The 16,803-nt window shown below is 74.0% G+C and carries 19 protein-coding genes and 1 pseudogene; 9 read left to right on the top strand and 11 right to left on the bottom strand.

All coding sequences use genetic code 11. The annotated features are described in order from the left end of the window. Positions 1-213 precede the first annotated feature (213 nt). Positions 214-1,239, bottom strand: coding sequence for an adenosine deaminase (locus EV384_RS15735; protein ID WP_130334163.1), 1,026 nt, complete (start codon positions 1,237-1,239; stop codon positions 214-216). Next, positions 1,236-2,030 carry a trans-aconitate 2-methyltransferase gene (locus EV384_RS15730; protein ID WP_130334161.1) on the bottom strand — a complete coding sequence of 265 codons (795 nt, stop codon included), beginning with the start codon at positions 2,028-2,030 and terminating at the stop codon, positions 1,236-1,238. The genes EV384_RS15735 and EV384_RS15730 overlap by 4 nt, the downstream gene beginning before the upstream one ends. An 85-nt stretch (positions 2,031-2,115) precedes the next feature. Between EV384_RS15730 and EV384_RS15725 the strand changes: the two genes are divergently transcribed. Together EV384_RS15725 and EV384_RS15720 are read left to right on the top strand one after the other, a co-directional pair. Beyond that, complete coding sequence (locus EV384_RS15725) at positions 2,116-3,099, top strand: aldo/keto reductase (RefSeq protein ID WP_130334159.1); 984 nt, start codon at positions 2,116-2,118, stop codon at positions 3,097-3,099. A gap of 73 nt (positions 3,100-3,172) precedes the next feature. Beyond that, complete coding sequence (locus tag EV384_RS15720; RefSeq protein WP_130334157.1) at positions 3,173-3,367, top strand: hypothetical protein; 195 nt, start codon at positions 3,173-3,175, stop codon at positions 3,365-3,367. A 128-nt stretch (positions 3,368-3,495) separates the two neighbouring features. Here the strand turns inward: EV384_RS15720 and EV384_RS15715 are convergent, their stop codons facing one another. The 7 genes and pseudogenes from EV384_RS15715 to EV384_RS15685 form a co-directional block, all read right to left on the bottom strand. Then, entirely contained in the window at positions 3,496-3,699 is a 204-nt protein-coding gene (locus EV384_RS15715; protein ID WP_011905669.1) for a cold-shock protein, read from the bottom strand. Between the two features lie 291 nt (positions 3,700-3,990). Further along, positions 3,991-4,263 carry a DUF4235 domain-containing protein gene (locus EV384_RS15710; RefSeq protein ID WP_130334155.1) on the bottom strand — a complete coding sequence of 91 codons (273 nt, stop codon included), beginning with the start codon at positions 4,261-4,263 and terminating at the stop codon, positions 3,991-3,993. Between the two features lie 302 nt (positions 4,264-4,565). Next, positions 4,566-4,766, bottom strand: a pseudogene (locus EV384_RS35975) (DUF3618 domain-containing protein); the annotation flags it as partial. Further along, a complete protein-coding gene (locus tag EV384_RS15700; protein WP_130334151.1) occupies positions 4,763-5,197 on the bottom strand; it encodes a phage holin family protein in 435 nt (144 codons plus the stop codon). The pseudogene EV384_RS35975 and the gene EV384_RS15700, both read right to left, overlap by 4 nt. A 371-nt stretch (positions 5,198-5,568) precedes the next feature. After that, a complete protein-coding gene (locus tag EV384_RS15695) occupies positions 5,569-6,765 on the bottom strand; it encodes a mechanosensitive ion channel family protein (RefSeq protein ID WP_130334149.1) in 1,197 nt (398 codons plus the stop codon). Between the two features lie 101 nt (positions 6,766-6,866). After that, positions 6,867-7,688 (bottom strand): DUF1206 domain-containing protein, encoded by an 822-nt coding sequence (locus EV384_RS15690; RefSeq protein ID WP_130334147.1) that lies wholly within the window; start codon positions 7,686-7,688, stop codon positions 6,867-6,869. 62 nt (positions 7,689-7,750) lie between these two features. Next, the gene (locus EV384_RS15685; protein WP_130334145.1) at positions 7,751-8,116 is read right to left on the bottom strand and encodes a hypothetical protein; all 366 of its coding nucleotides are present in this window, start codon (positions 8,114-8,116) and stop codon (positions 7,751-7,753) included. A 74-nt stretch (positions 8,117-8,190) separates the two neighbouring features. Between EV384_RS15685 and EV384_RS15680 the strand changes: the two genes are divergently transcribed. Then, entirely contained in the window at positions 8,191-9,417 is a 1,227-nt protein-coding gene (locus tag EV384_RS15680; RefSeq protein ID WP_130334143.1) for a cysteine desulfurase-like protein, read from the top strand. Beyond that, a complete protein-coding gene (locus tag EV384_RS15675) occupies positions 9,414-9,710 on the top strand; it encodes a GNAT family N-acetyltransferase (protein ID WP_130334141.1) in 297 nt (98 codons plus the stop codon). The genes EV384_RS15680 and EV384_RS15675 overlap by 4 nt, the downstream gene beginning before the upstream one ends. A gap of 18 nt (positions 9,711-9,728) precedes the next feature. On the opposite strand, the gene EV384_RS15670 is transcribed toward EV384_RS15675, so the two are convergent. Further along, on the bottom strand, positions 9,729-11,240 hold the full coding sequence (locus EV384_RS15670; protein ID WP_130334139.1) for a glycoside hydrolase family 3 protein: 1,512 nt from the start codon (positions 11,238-11,240) through the stop codon (positions 9,729-9,731). A 139-nt stretch (positions 11,241-11,379) separates the two neighbouring features. On the opposite strand from EV384_RS15670, the gene EV384_RS36730 reads away from it, so the two are divergent. The 3 genes from EV384_RS36730 (at position 11,380) to EV384_RS15660 (ending at position 14,111) form a co-directional block, all read left to right on the top strand. After that, positions 11,380-11,502 (top strand): hypothetical protein, encoded by a 123-nt coding sequence (locus tag EV384_RS36730; RefSeq protein ID WP_255544580.1) that lies wholly within the window; start codon positions 11,380-11,382, stop codon positions 11,500-11,502. A 228-nt stretch (positions 11,503-11,730) separates the two neighbouring features. Continuing rightward, complete coding sequence (gene tnpB, locus EV384_RS15665) at positions 11,731-13,146, top strand: IS607 family element RNA-guided endonuclease TnpB (RefSeq protein WP_278045602.1); 1,416 nt, start codon at positions 11,731-11,733, stop codon at positions 13,144-13,146. 14 nt (positions 13,147-13,160) lie between these two features. Next, the gene (locus EV384_RS15660; RefSeq protein WP_130334137.1) at positions 13,161-14,111 is read left to right on the top strand and encodes a TIGR03557 family F420-dependent LLM class oxidoreductase; all 951 of its coding nucleotides are present in this window, start codon (positions 13,161-13,163) and stop codon (positions 14,109-14,111) included. 37 nt (positions 14,112-14,148) lie between these two features. Here the strand turns inward: EV384_RS15660 and EV384_RS15655 are convergent, their stop codons facing one another. Then, a complete protein-coding gene (locus EV384_RS15655) occupies positions 14,149-14,502 on the bottom strand; it encodes a hypothetical protein (protein WP_130334135.1) in 354 nt (117 codons plus the stop codon). Positions 14,503-14,585: 83 nt separating this feature from the next. Between EV384_RS15655 and EV384_RS15650 the strand changes: the two genes are divergently transcribed. Together EV384_RS15650 and EV384_RS15645 are read left to right on the top strand one after the other, a co-directional pair. Then, on the top strand, positions 14,586-16,217 hold the full coding sequence (locus tag EV384_RS15650; protein WP_130334133.1) for a RecQ family ATP-dependent DNA helicase: 1,632 nt from the start codon (positions 14,586-14,588) through the stop codon (positions 16,215-16,217). 69 nt (positions 16,218-16,286) lie between these two features. Further along, on the top strand, positions 16,287-16,790 hold the full coding sequence (locus EV384_RS15645; protein WP_130334131.1) for a hypothetical protein: 504 nt from the start codon (positions 16,287-16,289) through the stop codon (positions 16,788-16,790). The last annotated feature ends 13 nt before the right edge of the window (positions 16,791-16,803 follow it).

Genomic DNA, 16,803 nt, shown 5'->3' with positions numbered 1-16,803 from the left:
GGGCCGCCGTGATCGGGGTGGGTATCGCCCTCCCGCTCGCCGCCTGGCCGGACCCGGTGCTCGCGTACGGTTCGCCGCGGCCACCGCTCGCCCCGCCGCCGGCCGGGATCCTGGTGACCACCACGCTCGGCGGGGTGGTCGGGCTCGGCCTCGTCCTCGCCGGGCGGCGCCGGCCGCTGCGGGTGTCCCGGCGGCCGGCCCCGTCCCGACCGCTCAGCGTGTCGCCGCCAGCAAATAGGCGTCGATCTCGCCGCTGATCCGCGCCTTCTCCCCGGGCTCCAGGAACGAGGCGGTCACCGCGGCGCGGGCCAGCCCGGCCAGCCCCTGCGGGCCGGCGCCGAGCAGCCGGGCGGCGACGGCGTACTCGTCGCTGAGGGTGGTGCCGAACATCGGCGGGTCGTCGGAGTTGATCGTGACCAGCAGCCCCGCCTCGACGAGCTGTGGCAGCGGGTGCTCCTCGATGGTGGCCACCGCCCGGGTCCGCACGTTGGAGGTGGGGCAGACCTCCAGGGCGATCTGCCGCTCGGCGAGGTGGCTGAGCAGTTGCGGGTCGAGCGCGGCGGAGATGCCGTGCCCGATCCGCTCCGCGCCCAGCTCGCGCAGCGCGTCCCAGACCGTCTCCGGGCCGGTGGTCTCCCCGGCGTGCGGCACCGAGCGCAGGCCGGCCGCCCGGGCCTGGTCGAAGTACGGCTTGAACTGCGGTCGCGGCACCCCGATCTCCGGGCCGCCCAGGCCGAAGCTGATCAGCCCGTCCGGCCGCTCCTCCAGGGCGATCCGCAGGGTCTCCTCGGCGGCGGGCAGGCCGGCCTCGCCGGGGATGTCGAAGCACCAGCGCAGCGCGATGCCGAAGTCGGCCTCGGCCCGCTTGCGGGCGTCCTCGATGGCCTCGCAGAACGCCGGGGCGGGGATGCCCCGGTGCACGTGCGAGTACGGGGTGACGGTCAGCTCGGCGTACCGGACCTGCTGGCGGGCCAGCTCCCGGGCCACCTCGTGGGTGAGGATCCAGACGTCCTCCGGGTCGCGGATCAGGTCGACGACGCTCAGGTAGACCTCGATGAAGTGGGCGAAGTCGCGGAACGCGAAGTAGTCGGCGAGGGCGTCCGGGTCCGCCGGGACGGGGCTGCGCCCCTCGTGCCGGGCGGCCAGCTCGGCGACGATCCGGGGCGAGGCGGAGCCGACGTGGTGCACGTGCAGCTCCACCTTGGGCAGTCCGGCGATGAAGGTGGACAGGTCGGTCACGGGTTCTCCTCTGCGTGGGCGCCGGTGCGGGCCACCACGAAGATCCGGCGGAACGGGAAGTACACCTGACCCTGCCGTACCGGGTACGCCTCGGTGAGGCGTACCCCCAGCGCGGCGCGGAAGTCGGCCCACCCGGCGGCGTCCAGCGCGGCCCGGACCGGGCGGAGCGCCGTCCCCTCCATCCAGGTCAGCACCGGGTGGTCCGCGTCGGCGGGGGCCGGGAGCAGGTGCACGTAGGTAGTCTCCCAGGCGTCGACGGCGCAGCCGGCGTCGACCAGCAGGGCGGCGTAGTCGACCGGGTCGCCGACCGGCGTCTCGCGCAGCAGCGGGGCCAGCTCGGCCCGCCAGCGGTCCCGCCCGGCGACCTCGCGCAGCGCCCGGTGCGACGGGGCGTCGAAGTTCCCCGGCACCTGCACCGCCAGCCAGGCCCCGGCGGGCAGCTCGCGGGCCCAGCGGGTGAGCAGCTCCCGGTGGCCGGGCACCCACTGGAGGACCGCGTTGGAGACGACCACGTCGACGTCCGCCCCGGGCCGCCAGTCGCGGACGTCGCCGACGGCGAAGCTGACCGGCACGCCCAGCGTGGCGGCCCGGTCGATCATCTCCAGGGAGGAGTCCAGGCCGACGATCCGGCTGCGCGGCCAGCGCTCGGCGAGGGTGGCGGTGAGGGTGCCGGGTCCGCAGCCGAGGTCGACGACGGCCCGCGGCTGACCCGCCGGGATCCGGGCCACCAGGTCGTGGAACGGCCGGGACCGCTCGTCGCCGTACCGCAGGTAGGTGGTCGGGTCCCACATCACAGCCTCCAAACCGTACGTACGTTTTGTTGGAACCCTACGGCCCGACGCGCGCCTCGGCAAGGGGATCACTAGGCTCGTCGGGATGGAACAGCGCAGCTTCGACCGGCTCGGCCGGCACGTCGGCATCGTCGGACTCGGCGCCTGGCAGCTCGGCGGCGACTGGGGCCAGGTCAGCGAGGACGACGCGATGCTCGTGCTGGCCGCCGCCGTGGACGCCGGCGTCACGTTCCTGGACACCGCGGACGTGTACGGCGACGGGCGCAGCGAGCAGCTCATCGGCCGGTTCCTGCGGGAGCGCCCCGGGCACGGGCTGACCGTCGCCACCAAGATGGGCCGCCGGGTGGAGCAGACGCCGCGGGCGCACACCCTGGACAACTTCCGGGCCTGGACCGACCGGTCCCGGGCCAACCTCGGCGTGGACACCCTGGACCTGGTCCAGCTGCACTGCCCGCCCACCGCGGTCTTCGCCGACGACCGGGTCTTCGACGCCCTGGACACCCTGGTCGCCGAGAAGCGGATCGCCGGGTACGGGGTCAGCGTGGAGACCTGCGAGCAGGCGCTCACCGCCATCGCCCGGCCGGGCGTGGCCAGCGTGCAGATCATCCTCAACGCGGTCCGGCACAAGCCCCTGGAGCGGGTGCTGCCCGCCGCCGCGGCGGCCGGGGTCGGCATCATCGCCCGGGTGCCGCTCGCCAGCGGCCTGCTCTCCGGACGGTACGACGAGCACACCACGTTCCCCGCCGACGACCACCGCAGCTACAACCGGCACGGCGAGTCCTTCGACGTCGGGGAGACCTTCTCCGGGGTGGACTACGACCTCGGCCTGGCCGCCGTGCGCCGGCTCGCCCCGCTGGTCGGCGAGGACCGGACGATGGCCCAGTTCGCGCTGCGCTGGATCCTCGACCAGCCCGGCGTCACCGTGGTCATCCCCGGCGCCCGCAACGCCGAGCAGGCCCGGCGCAACACCGCCGCGGCCGACCTGTCGCCGCTGACCGACGCGGAACTGGCCGCCGTGCGGCAGACGTACGACGAGCTGATCCGGCCGCAGGTGCACGACCGGTGGTGACCGGCGCGGCGCCGACGTGCCGGGGCGCCGGCGGGCATGCTTGGACCGGTGCCGTACGCCGAGAGGGGATTCGATGAGGGGCTGGCTCACGCTCACGCTCGGACTGCTGGCGGTGGTCGTCGGCGCGGTCTGGACCGTGCAGGGCCTCGGCTACCTCGGCGGCAGCGTGATGACCGACCAGCGGATCTGGGCGGTGATCGGCCCGGCGGTCGTCCTCTTCGGACTCGCCGCGCTCTGGTACGGCATGCGCCGCCGCCACCGCCCCTGACCCGCGCTCCGCCCGCCCGGGCCACACCCCGGAAACGCGGAAAGCCCCGCATCCCGGGCGGGGTGCGGGGCTTCACATCGATCCGGGGGGCCGGATCGCACTGGCCGGCGGCTGCCGGCCGGCACTGCTCAGAGGGGGCGGACCTGCTCGGCCTGCGGACCCTTCTGACCCTGGGCGATCTCGAACTCCACCCGCTGGTTCTCCTCCAGCGTGCGGTAGCCGCTGGTCTGGATGGCCGAGAAGTGGACGAACACGTCAGCACCCCCGCCGTCGACGGTGATGAAGCCGAAGCCCTTGTCTGCGTTGAACCACTTCACGGTTCCCTGCGCCATGTGTATCTCCTTCTAAAACTGGCGGCCGAGCACGCCGTGCGGCCGATTGGCCGTTTTCGAGCAGCGGCGCCTGAGGCGGCCCCCAAGGTAGGAGACTTCTCTCAACCCACGCCATCTCTCAACAGCGTGGAACAGCAAACCACGTACGCAAAAACTCTGCACGGCCTACCCGACGAACTTCTCCGACATGTGACCTGACGGATGCGTCAGATCAACTAGGCGGGCAGGCGGGACCATGCGAAAGGCCCCTTCCCCGTCGATGCCTGGGGAAGGGGCCGACACCTGCGCGGATCAGTCGGGCCAGCGGCCGGTCAGCCGGCGCACGCCCACCGCGCCGCCCCGGTCCACGGCGGCCCGGACGACCGCGAAGATCGCCCCCTGCAACGCCGCGGCGGCCAGGATCTCGCCCCAGCCACGGTCCTCGTCGGTGGCGCTGGGCGCCTCGCCGTCGCCCGCGGTCACCTTCCAGACCTGCCGGAAGACCACCCCGGCGACCGTACCGGCGGCCAGCCCGAGCAGCACCCCGACGGGCCGGTACGCGGCCTTGCCGATCTTTCCGCTCACCTGCGCCTCCCCCGGACGATCAACAGCGCCACCACGGTCGCCACCGCGCCGGCCGCGACGGCCGCCCACGGCACCGGGTTGCGCCGGACCGCCCCACCCTTGTCGTACGCCTGCGCCCGCGCGACCCGGGCCTTCTGCGCCGCCTGCCCGCGCATCACGCCGGCCTTCTGCGCCGCCTGCCCGCGCACCCCGCCGGCCTTCTGCGCCGCCTGCACGCGCATCACGCCCGCCTTCTCCGCCGCCTGCCCGCGCACCACGCCGGCCTTCTGCGCAGCCTGCCCGCGCATCAGGCCGGCCTTCTGCGCCGCCTGCCCGCGCACCCGGGCCATGGTCGACGCGGCCTGCTCGCGCAGCCGCGCCTTCGCCTGCTCGGCGGAGTCCTTCAGCCGGGCCTTGACGTCGGCCCTGGCGGCCAACAGCTCCACCGTCTCACCCAGCTCCACCCGGGTACGCCGGATCTCCTCGCGGAGCGCCTCCGTGTCGCCGGTCCCGTTGCCCGTCATGCCCGCCTCCCGTCCTTCACCGCGGCGGTGACGGTGTCCACGTCCGCCCGGACGCTGCGGACCGTCGCCTCCGGCACCGGCGGGACGGCACGGCTGACCTGCTTCTTGCCGACCAGGGCGAGAATCCCGGCCAGCAGGAAGAGCGCCACCGCCACGATCAGGGCGGCGAGCCACGCGGGCATCACCAACGCCAGCAGCAGGATCGCCGTGGCGACCAGGGCGCCCGTCCCGTAGAGGGCCATCACCCCGCCACCGCCGAAGAGGCCGATCCCGATCCCGGCGTGCTTGCCCTTCTGGGTCAGTTCCGCCCGGGCCAGCGCCAGCTCGTCCCGCACCAGCCGGGAGACCTGCTCGGTGGCCCGCTGCACCAGTTCCGCGGTGGACGGCTCGCTCCCGGTCCGGGACGTGCTGCGACTCGCGACGTCAGCCATGCTGTCCTCCTTTCATCATCACCGCGCTGTATGCCCGGAGTCACGGCCCGCCAATCCTGCCCGGAGCACCGGTCGCGCCGCCCACCGTCCGGCACGCGGGACGCGGGCCGGAGCGGGGGCGTGCGCAGCAGGTCCCCCGAACCCGACGGAACAAACGCACCGGCAGCCAGATGTCCCGTAACGGGCGACCCCTCGCGGGTCCCGCCGCGCGGCACGACGCCTCCCCGCCAGGTGCAACGGCCGGGCGGGCGGCGAGGTCACGTCGCGCCGCCGGGCGGCCAGGTCACGTCACCGGCCGGGGGGCGGCCCGGACAGCGCGGAGCCCCCGGCGCCGCGGGGGCGGCCGGGGGCTCCGGGCGGCGGACCGCCGGTCAGCGGCGGGTCTCGGCGTGGTCCTCGCGGCCCACGAAGACCTCGCTGCGGGCCTCGCCGTCATCGCTGCCGCCGAAGACCCGGGCGTCGTCCGGCACGTCGGTGTCGGGGAGCCGACGGACCGGCCGGCGCGGCTGGACCGCCTGCCACGGCAGGGCGCCGGAGGCGTCGCCGACCTCGGCGCGCATCCGGGGCAGCGCGGTCGGCCGCTGGTCGCGGACCCAGGCCACCAGGTGCTCGCGGACCAGGCAGCGCAGGTCCCAGAGGCTGCCGGCGTCCGCGGCGCTCACCAGCGCCCGGACCTTGATCATGCCGCCGGTGGCGTCGGTGACCTGGAGTACGCAGACCCGCCCGTCCCACAGCTCGCTGGACTCGGCCAGCCGGCGCAGCTCCTCCCGCATCGCCTGCACCGGGATCGACCAGTCGACGTCGAGCTCGGCGGTGCCGAGCACCGCCGCCTCGGTCCGGGTCCAGTTCTCGAACGGCGTGCTGGTGAAGTACGAGGTGGGCAGGATCAGCCGGCGGTCGTCCCAGATCTGCACCACCACGTAGCTCAGGGTCAGCTCCTCGATCCGGCCCCACTCCCCCTCGACCACCACCACGTCGTCGAGGCGTACCGCGTCGCTGAAGGCGAGTTGGAGGCCGGCGAAGACGTTGCCGAGCAGGCTCTGCGCGGCGAGCGCGGCGACCACACCGACCACCCCGGCGCTGGTCAGGACGCCGGCGCCGATCCCGCGTACGGCGGGGAAGGTCATCAGCATCACGCCGACGGCGAGCACCACGATCACCGCGATGGTGAGCCGGCGCAGCAGCACCACCTGGGTGCGCACCCGGCGGGCGTGCCGGTTGTTCGGCACGTCCACCCGGAACCGGGCCAGCGCGGTGTCCTCGATCACCACCAGGAGCGAGGCGACCAGCCAGGACACGGTGGCGATGATCCCCAGGGCGAGCACGTGCAGGACGATCTGCCGCCACGGGCTGCCGACCGCGTACCCGGTGCTGAACCGGACGCCCAGTTGGACGGCGAGCACGGTCGCGGACACCTGGAACGGGCGGTGCGCGTGGTCGGTGAGCTCGGTCATCAGCAGCGAACGCCGGCCGAGTCGGCGGGTGACCCGGTGCACCACCTCGACCACCAGCAGAGCGATCGCCGCCGCGGCGAGCGCGGCGACGATCGTTTCGAGGTAGTTCTGCACAGGTACTACTCCCTCCAGCCGGGCGGGGACGCTTCGGGCAAAGGCCCAATGGTGCCCGGCGGTCCGGGAATCGACCAGGTCAGACCTTCCGGTACCCGGGGTCAGACCTTGCGGTACCGGGACTGGAGGAAGCAGTAGATCCCGAAGGCGACGATGCCGAGCGCCATCAGCGCGAGGACCACCGGGCCCCAGGGCTGGTCGCGCAGGGTCCGCAGGGCGGCGTCCAGGCCGCGGGCCTTCTCCGGGTCGTACTTGACGGCGGCCACGACGACCAGGATGCCGGCGACGGCGAAGACGGCGCCCCGGGCCGCGTAACCGGCCATGCCGAGGCGGCGGGCCAGGGTGTGGGTCTTCGGGCTCATCTCACCGGTCTTGAGGTTCTTCTCGAACTTCTTCTTGAGGCCGTAGACGACCATCCCGATACCGACGATCGCGAGCACCAGCCCGGCGAGCGCGACCAGCCAGCGGCCACCGGTGGAGGCCATCAGCTTCGCGGAGAGCGCCTCCTGCTGGTCGGAGGCGTTGGCGCTGGCGTCCTGGAAGACCTTGACCGCGGTCCAGGCGAGCCAGAGGAAGACCACGGTGCGGACGACGGAGGTGATCCGTTCGAGGAGCCGGTCCCTGCCGCGCAGCGCGCGGTGGCCGACGGCCGCCTCGAGCGCCTGCCAGATCGCCATGGCCACCAGGCCGACCGCGATCGTGATGAGCAGGAACTTGCCCATCGGCTGGGCGCCCAGGGTGCGGAGCGCGCCGTTCTGGTTGCCCTCCTCGCCCGACTTGCCGAAGGCGATCTGCACGGTGAGCCAGGCGAAGAGCAGGTGCACGATGCCGTAGCCGATGAATCCGGCCCGGGCCAACAGTTCGAGCCACCGGCTGTTCTTGGCCTCGGAGGCGGTGGCTTCGGCGTTCCGGGTGAGTGACATGGCGCCTCAATCTCCGGATGCGAAGATTTCCAAACGTCGGCCACCGCCGCCCGCGATCGGGTTCAGCTGCTGGAACCCTTCGCCACGCGGATCTTGACCTGCTGGTCGGTGACGCTGTCCAGGGTGACCTGGAGGCCGCCCGCCTCGGCGGCCTGCTGGCCGGCGGTGAGCGTGAGCTGCTCGCCGGCCACCTCGACGGTGACCTGGTCGCCCTGGGCGCCGATCAGCTTCGCCTCGACGCCGAGGATGCTGGCGCTGGCGTCGACGCCGCGGTCGAAGGTGACCGTGCAGGCGTCCAGGCCGCAGTCGGTGGAGGCGCCCTCCGAGCTGCAGCCGGCGAGCAGCGCGACGCCGAGCGCCAGGCCGGCCAGCAGGCCGGCGGCCCGCCGGGTGGGGGTCAGGGAGGGGGAAAGGGGTCGGTTCGTCACCCGGCAAGGGTACGGGACGTCGTCCAGCCCCGGCACCCGCCGGTGATCACCACCGGCCGCGTTAGGGTCCCCGCATGCCGTTCGACATCGCCCGGACCCGGGCCGCGTACCCCGCCCTGACCGAGGGCTTCGTCCACTTCGACGGTGCCGGCGGCACCCAGACCGCCCAGCCGGTGATCGAGGCGGTCACCGCCGCGATGCGCGCGGCGATCGGCAACCGCAGCGCCGCCTTCGTGCCCGGCCGGCGGTCGCTGGACCTGGTCGCGGCCGCCCGGTCCGCGGTGGCCGACCTGCTCGGCGCGCGACCCGAGGGCGTGGTGCTCGGGCCGAGCGCCACGGCGCTGACGTACACCCTGGCCCGGACGCTCGCCGCGGCCTGGCGGCCGGGCGACGAGGTGGTGGTCTCCCGGCTCGACCACGACGCGAACGTGCGGCCCTGGGTGCAGGCGGCCGAGGCGGCCGGGGCCACCGTGCGCTGGGCGGAGTTCGACCCGGCGACCGGTGAGCTGCCCGCCGGCCAGTACGCCGACCTGGTGGGCGAGCGGACCCGCCTCGTGGCGGTGACCGCCGGCAGCAACGCGATCGGCACCGCGCCGGACGTCGCCGCGATCGCGAAGACCGCGCACGCGGCCGGCGCGCTGGTCTGCGTCGACGGGGTGCACTCGGTGCCGCACGGCCCGACCGACCTCGCCTCGCTGGGCGCGGACTTCCTGGTCACCAGCGCGTACAAGTGGTCCGGGCCGCACCTGGCCGCGATGGTCGCCGACCCGGCCCGGTGGGAGCAGCTGCGCCCGGCGAAGCTGCTCCCCTCCTCCGACGCGGTCCCGGACCGGTTCGAGTACGGCACTCCGAGCTTCGCGCTGCTGGCCGGGGTGGCCGCCGCGGTGGACCACCTGGCCACCCTCGACCCCGGCGCCACCGGCAGCCGGCGGGAGCGGGTCCGCGCCGGGCTGGCCGCCGCCCAGGCCCACGAGGAGGCGGTCTTCGACCGGCTGCTCGCCGGGCTGACCGCGCTGCCGGGGGTGACCGTGTACGGCTCCCCGGCGCGGCGCTGCCCGACGGTCTCCTTCCGGGTCGCCGGGCTGGCGCCGGCCGAGACGGCGGCGGCGCTGGGCGCGGCCGGCTGCTGCCTCTCCTCCGGCGACTACTACGCCTACGAGTACTTCCGCACGATGGGCCTGCGCGACGGCGGCGGGGCGGTCCGGGCCAGCGTCTACCACTACAACACCGTGGACGAGGTGGACCGGTTGCTCGCCGAACTGGACAGGATCGTCGCCGGTGGGGAGAGAATGGCCCGGTGAGCTTCCTGGTCGAGGAGAACCCCGCCAAGCACCGCTTCGAGATCCTGGTCGACGACGCGCTGGCCGGGTTCACCGCGTACATCCCGCGCGGCGAGGTGGGCGAGGTGCTGGTCTTCACCCACACCGAGGTAGACGAGCGGTTCCAGAACATGGGCGTCGGGTCGGCCCTGATCCGGGGCACCCTCGACCAGGTGCGCGAGCGCGGCGGCCGGCTGGTGCCGAAGTGCCCCTTCGTGGCGGCCTTCATCAAGCGCCACCCGGAGTACGCCGACCTGGTGGTCGCCGAGGCCTGACCGGGTCGCGCCGGCGGCTCAGCCGGCGCCGGCGAGGAGTTCGGCGGCCGCCCGGGCGGCGGCCCGGGTGGCGCCGTGGGTGGCGACGTGCACGGCGCCGGTGACCAGCTCCGGGACACCGAGCTCCACGACGACGGCGTCGGGGCGGGCGGCCAGCGCGCGGCGCACCGCGGCCCGCATCCAGTCGTGCCGGTGGAGGTCCCGCACGACCAGCACGACGGGGCGGCCGGCCGCGCCGGCGGTCGGGTCGGCGGGCGCCTCGCCCTCGGCGTACCGGGCGACGGTGGTCTCCGGAACCAGGTCGGCCAGGGGCGCGCCGATCCCCCAGGGGGTCTCCGCGCCGATGGCCATGTTGTGCGGCGGGGCGAACTCCACCACGTGCGCCGGGCGGCGCAGCGGCAGCGCGTCGACGCCGGCGGGTCCGGTGACCACCCGGACCGCCCGTCGCGCGGCGGCCAGCCCGACCGCCGAGCCGTCGGTCGGGGCCGGGTCGCCGGCCGGGCGGTCGGCGCGGGCGGCGACCGTCCAGGCGGCGAGCTGACCGACCCGCTTGGCCGCCTCGGCGAGCCGCTCCTCCGGCAGCTCCCCGGCGACCACCGCGGCGACGATGGCGTCGCGCAGCTCCCGGGCGTCCGCCTCGGTGGCCCGCTCCCCACCCACGCAGATCGCGTCCGCGCCGGCGGCCAGGGCGCGCACCGCCGCGCCGGCGAAGCCGTACCGGTCGGCGACGGCCCGCATCTCCACCGCGTCGGTGACCACCACCCCGTGGAACCCCAGCTCCTCGCGGAGCAGCCCGCCGAGGATGCGCGGGCTGAGGGTGGCCGGCAGCTCCGGGTCGAGCGCGGGCACCAGCAGGTGCCCGGTCATCACCGCCTGCACGCCGGCGGCCACGGCGGCCCGGAACGGGGCCAGCTCGACGGCGTCGAGGCGGGCCCGGTCGCCGCCGATGAGGGGCAGGTCGTGGTGCGAGTCGACCCGGGTGTCGCCGTGGCCCGGGAAGTGCTTGGCGCAGGCGGCCACGCCGCCGGCCTGGAGTCCGCGTACCCAGGCGGCGGTGTGCCGGGCGACCAGGTCGGCGGCGGCGCCGAACGAGCGGACGCCGATGACCGGGTTGGCCGGGTTGGAGTTGACGTCGGCGTCCGGGGCGTAGTTGAGGGTGACGCCCACGCCGGCCAGCTCGGCGCCGAGGTCGCGGGCCACCGCCTCGGTCAGCGCCGGGTCGTCGACCGCGCCCAGGGCGAAGTTGCCGGGCCGGGAGCTGCCCCGGCCGGACTCGATCCGGGTGACGTCGCCGGCCTCCTCGTCGATGGCGACGATGACGTCCGGACGCTCGGCGCGCAGCGTCGCGGTGAGCGCGGCGAGCTGCCCGGGGTCGACGATGTTGCGGGCGAAGAGGACCACCGAGCCGAGCCCTTCGCCGAGCCACCGGCGGACCCAGGGTGGCGGGGTGGTGCCGACGAAGCCGGGTTGCAGGACGGCGGCGGCGAGGCCCGCCAGGTCTCCGGTCGCCCCCACGGTCCGCTCGCTCATGCGCTGCCGTACCCCCGTCTTCCCCACCGACCCGCCGCCCCGGCGGGTGCTGCCATGGTCACACCGCCCTCGGAAATAGTCAATAAACCTTACTGTTAGCGCCTGGCGGTTCCCGGCACCCCCGTGGGAGAGTGCGACCATGCACCCCGCGCTGCTCGCCGACGCCACCAGCGCGGCCGACGTCCCCGGCGTACGGCTGCTCGGCCTGGTGGTCGGCGGCCTGTTCCTGCTCCTCGCGATCCGGGCGATGTTCCGCCGCTGAGCCCCGCCCGCGCACGGTTCGGCGCGGCCATCCGGGGTACCGCTGTCGTGGTCCGGTCGGTGCGCCCGGCACCCCGCGACGAGGGGATGTCAACCGTTGCCGGTTGAGTAGGCGTTGGTATGCGTTGGTGACCTTGAAAGAGTGGCTTGTAGTGCATGGTGGCGGGGGATCAGGCGGTGGGCGGCTTGGTGCCGTGGGGGGTGGCGGTGGTGGTTGCGGGTTTACCGGGTGGTTACGGTGCTGGGCGTGGCGCACCGGGAGCGGTTGAGCGTGGTGCAGGCGTACCGGTTCGCGTTGGACCTGACGCCCCGCCAGGAGCGGGCGGTGCTCGCGCATGCTGGTGCGGCGCGGGTGGCGCACAACTGGGCGCTGGCCCGGGTCAAGGCGGTCATGGACCAGCGGGCCGCCGAACGCACTTACGGCACCCCCGACGAGCACCTCACCCCCACGATCGGCTGGTCTCTGCCGGCGCTGCATAGAGCGTGGAACGCGGTGAAGGCGGATGTGGCGCCGTGGTGGGCCGAGTGTTCGAAGGAGGCGTTCAACACCGGCCTGGACGCCCTGGCCAGGGCGTTGACGAACTGGTCCGACTCGCGTTCAGGCAAGCGGGCCGGGCGTCGGGTGGGGTTCCCGCGTTTCAAATCCCGGCGCCGGTCCACACCGTCGGTGCGGTTCACGACGGGGGCGATCCGGGTCGAGCCGGACCGCAGGCATGTGGTGTTGCCCCGGCTGGGCCGGTTGAAGCTGCACGAGTCGGCTCGTAAGCTCGCCCGCCGGCTTGAGGCGGGCACCGCCCGGATCCTGTCGGCGACGGTGCGCCGCGGCGGTGGGCGCTGGTACGTGTCGTTCACCTGCGCGGTGCAGCGCGACGCGGGTGTGCCAGCTCGTCCGGATGCGACAGTCGGTGTCGACCTGGGTGTGACGCATCTGGCGGCGCTGTCCACCGGTGAGGTAGAGCCCAACCCGCGCCATTTGGACACCGCCGCCCGCCGGATGCGGCGTCTCGCGCGGCGCATGTCTCGCGGGGTCGGCCCTGACCGGCGCACCGGCCGGCGTGGGTCGAAGCGGTGGAAGCGGGCCCGCGTGCGACTCGGCCGGGCGCACGCCCGGGTCGCTCATCTGCGCCGTGACGGTCTGCACAAGCTGACCACCCGGCTCGCCGCCGAGTACGGCACCATCGTGGTGGAAGACCTCAACGTGGCCGGGATGCTCGCCAACCGGCGGCTGGCCCGGCGTATCGCTGATGCCGGGTTCGCCGAACTGCGGCGGCAACTGGCGTACAAGACGGGGTGGAGCGGCGGGCGGCTGGTGGTGGCCGACCGGTGGTATCCGTCCTCAAAAACCTGCTCCGGCTGCGGCGCGGTGAAAACCAAGCTCGCCCTGTCCGAGCGCACCTACACCTGCACCACCTGCGGCCTCGTCCTGGACCGAGACGTCAACGCCGCACGGAACCTGGCCGCGCTGGCGGTCACCGTCGCCGGGAGTGGCCCGGAGACACGAAACGGACGCGGAGCCGACCGTAAGACCCGCCCCCGCGGGCTGGTGGCTGTGAAACGTCAACCCGGCACCGCCAAAGCGGCCAACACCGGGACCGTCCCACCGCAAGGTAGGACATCCAATCATGAGCTCACCTACGCATCATGAAAGGAAACGGAACGATGAGGATCGGCTACTTTCTGTCCAGCGAGGAGTACACCCCGGCGGAGCTGCTGGAGCAGGCGCGCGGCGCCGAGCGGGCCGGCTTCGAGGCACTGTGGATCTCCGACCACTACCACCCCTGGGTGGACGCGCAGGGCCAGAGCCCCTTCGTCTGGTCGACCATCGGCGCGCTCAGCCAGGTGTGCGCGCTGCCGGTGACCACCGCGGTCACCTGCCCCACGGTGCGGATCCACCCGGCGGTCATCGCCCAGGCGGCGGCGACCAGCGCGGTCATGCACAACGGCCGGTTCGTCCTCGGCGTGGGCAGCGGCGAGGCGCTCAACGAGCACATCCTCGGCGACGCCTGGCCGCAGACCGACGTCCGGCTGGAGATGCTGGAGGAGGCGGTCGAGGTGATGCGCAAGCTGTGGCGGGGTGAGTTCGTCAACCACCACGGCAGGCACTACACCGTCGAACACGCCCGGATCTACACGCTGCCGGACACGCCCCCGCCGGTCCACGTCTCCGGCTTCGGCCCGAAGGCGATCGACCTGGCCGCCCGGATCGGCGACGGCTACATCAGCGTGATGCCCGACGGCGAGATGGTGCGCCGGTTCCGGGACAACGGCGGCGGCGACAAGCCGTGCCAGGCCGGCTTCAAGGCGGCGTACGCCGACAGCGTGGACGCCGGCGCGCGGATCGCGTACGAGAAGTGGCCGAACGCCGGGGTGCCGGGCGAGCTCTCCCAGGTGCTCCCCTCGCCGCGCCACTTCGAGCAGGCCGCCCAGCTGGTCAAGCCGGAGATGATGAAGGAGTCGTTCGTCTGCGGCAACAGCGCCGACGCGCACCTGGAGATGATCGACAAGTACGCCAAGGCCGGCTTCGACGAGGTCTACGTGGCGAACACCGGGCCGCACTGGCCGGGCCTGTTCGACCTCTACCAGCGGGAGGTGCTACCCCGGCTGCGCTGAACAGCGCGCCGTCCCGGGCGGGTCGCTGCGCCGGGACTCAGCCGACCCCCAATGCCCGGCGGAGCCGCTCGCCACCGGCCGGGGTGCCGAGAGCGGCCCGTTCGGCGGGGTGGTCGACGTACCAGCGCAGCACGTCCGCCAGGAACCACGGCTGCACCCGCAGCCAGGTGAGCGTCAGCCGCGGCGCGGTCGTCGAGCCGCGCCATCGAGGGGGGGTCGGGAGCTCGGCGAGGCGGGCCAGCAGCTTGGGCTGGGTGGTCAGCCCGGCGAAGGCCGGCAGGATCGCCGCGTGCAGGGCCAGCGCCCGCCGGAGGTACGCCCGCAGGTTCGCCTCCACGGTCCCCTCGCCCGGTCGGGGCGGCGCCCCCTCCTGCTCCGCCTCGCACGTCAACGCCCGTTCTGGGGGTCGGCTGAACCACCCCGTCGGAAGCCTCCGGTTTCGCCCGATCCCCCCTCGGGTACCTGCGGCCACTGATGAAGCTGACCACGCACTCGACGACGTTGCGCCGCGCGGCGCGAAGCCTCTTCGGCTGGACCGCGCTCCGGCCCAACCAACTGGCCGCGATGCGCGCGGTGATGAAGCGACGCGACGCCCTGGTGGTGCTCCCCACCGGCGCCGGCAAGTCGGCGATCTACCAGATCCCGGCCAGCCTGATCCCCGGACCCACCGTGGTCATCTCCCCGCTGCTGGCGCTCCAGCAGGACCAGATCGCGGCGCTCAACGAGCGGCAACGCCCCGAGCTGCGGGCGGTCCGGATCAGCTCCGACGAGACCGCGGCCCAGCAGGCCGAGGCGATCGTCGAGATCCGGGAGGGGCTCGCCGAGTTCCTCTTCATCACCCCGGAGGCGCTCAGCAACCCGGACCGGATGGCCGAGGTCCGGTCGCTGAACCCGGCGCTGGTGGCGATCGACGAGGCGCACTGCATCTCGGCCTGGGGGCACGACTTCCGCCCCGACTACCTGGCGCTGGGCCACCTGATCGACGGCCTCGGCCGGCCGCCGGTGGTCGCGCTCACCGCCACCGCCTCCCCGCCGGTACGCGACGACATCATCGCCCGGCTGCGGCTCCGCGACCCGGAGGTGGTGGTCTCCGGACTGGACCGGCCCAACATCTTCCTCGAGGTGGCGTACTGCCCCACCGACGACTACCGCTGGCGGCGCCTGGTCGCGCTGCTCCGCGACGACGAGCGCCCCGGCATCATCTACGTGCCGACCCGCCGGGCGGCCGAGGAGCTGGCCCAGCGGCTCACCGACGCCGGCTTTCCGGCCCAGTACTACCACGGCGGGATGGCCACCAACGCCCGCAACGAGCTGCACGAGGCGTTCCTCGCCGACCAGGTGCCGATCATGGTGGCGACGTCCGCCTTCGGCATGGGCATCGACAAGCCCAACATCGCCTGGGTGGTGCACATGGCACTGCCCGACTCCCCGGACAGCTACTTCCAGGAGATCGGCCGCGCCGGCCGGGACGGGGAGCCGGCCCGGGTGCTGCTGCTCTGGCGCGCCGAGGACGTCGGGCTGCAGCGCTACTTCAGCGGCGGCCTGCCGGACGAGACCGAGCTGCGGGACCTCGCCGCGGTGCTGCGCAAGCAGGCCCGGACCAAGAAGGAGCTGCGCGAGCTGACCGGCCTCGGCCCGCGCAAGCTCGGCCAGTACCTCTCCCTGCTGGAGCAGGTCGGGGCCGTGGAGCCGCGCGCCCGGCAGCAGCTCGGCGCGCCGCGCTACTCCCCCCGGCCGGCCGACGCCGCGGCGGCCGCGCTGGCCGAGGCGGAGCGGCAGCAGACGGTCACCCGGTCGCGTACCGACATGATGCGGGCCTTCGCCGAGACCACCGGGTGCCGGGGCCAGGCGCTGCTGGCGTACTTCGGCGAGCAGATGAGCGAGGTCTGCGGGCACTGCGACAACTGCCACGCCGGCACCAGCGTCGCCGACGACGGGGCGAGCGGTCCGTTCCCGGTGCACAGCCAGGTCCGGCACCCGGAGTGGGGCGCCGGCCTGGTGCTCAGCTACGAGGAGGACCGGATGACGGTGCTCTTCGACGAGGTGGGGTACAAGACGTTGTCCGTGCGCGTGGTGTCCGAACAGGGCCTGCTCACGCTGAACTAGCCTGACCCGGGCGCCGGCGTGGCGCCCGGCACCACTGACGACGATGACCAGGGCGAGAGGGGCTCACTCGTGATCGAGCAGCCGGCATACACCAGGTTCGGATTCTCCGACGAGGAGTGGGGGCTGCTGGTCGGCCTGCCGCAGTCGGTGCTGACCGCGGCGAGCGCGGCCGAGTCGGACGGCACCAAGCGCACCATGGCGGAGAACGCCGCCGGGCTGGAGGGCATCGCCGCCGGGCGCGAGTCGGCCAGCCCGCTGGTGGCCGCGGTCGCCGGCGAGATCGTCGCCCGGGTGGGCGACCCGGAGGCCGGCGAGGAGCTGCCGGTGATCGAGCCCGCCGACCCGCGGGCGATGACCGACGACGTGCTGGCCCGGGCCGGCCAGGCGGCGGCCCTGCTGGCCGCCCGGGTCGACGAGGGTCAGGCCGGGGCGTACAAGCACTGGCTGGTGGAGATCGCCGAGCAGGTGGTGACCGCGGCGTCCACCGGCGGCCTGCTGGGCCTCGGCGGCGACGTGGTCAGCGACTCGGAGCGCCGCTTCCGGGACCGGCTCTCCCAGGTGCTCAACGACTGACCCGGACATCCGG

The organism is Micromonospora kangleipakensis, assembly GCF_004217615.1.
GTDB lineage: Bacteria > Actinomycetota > Actinomycetes > Mycobacteriales > Micromonosporaceae > Micromonospora > Micromonospora kangleipakensis.
This window is presented reverse-complemented; position numbering and strand designations above follow the sequence as displayed.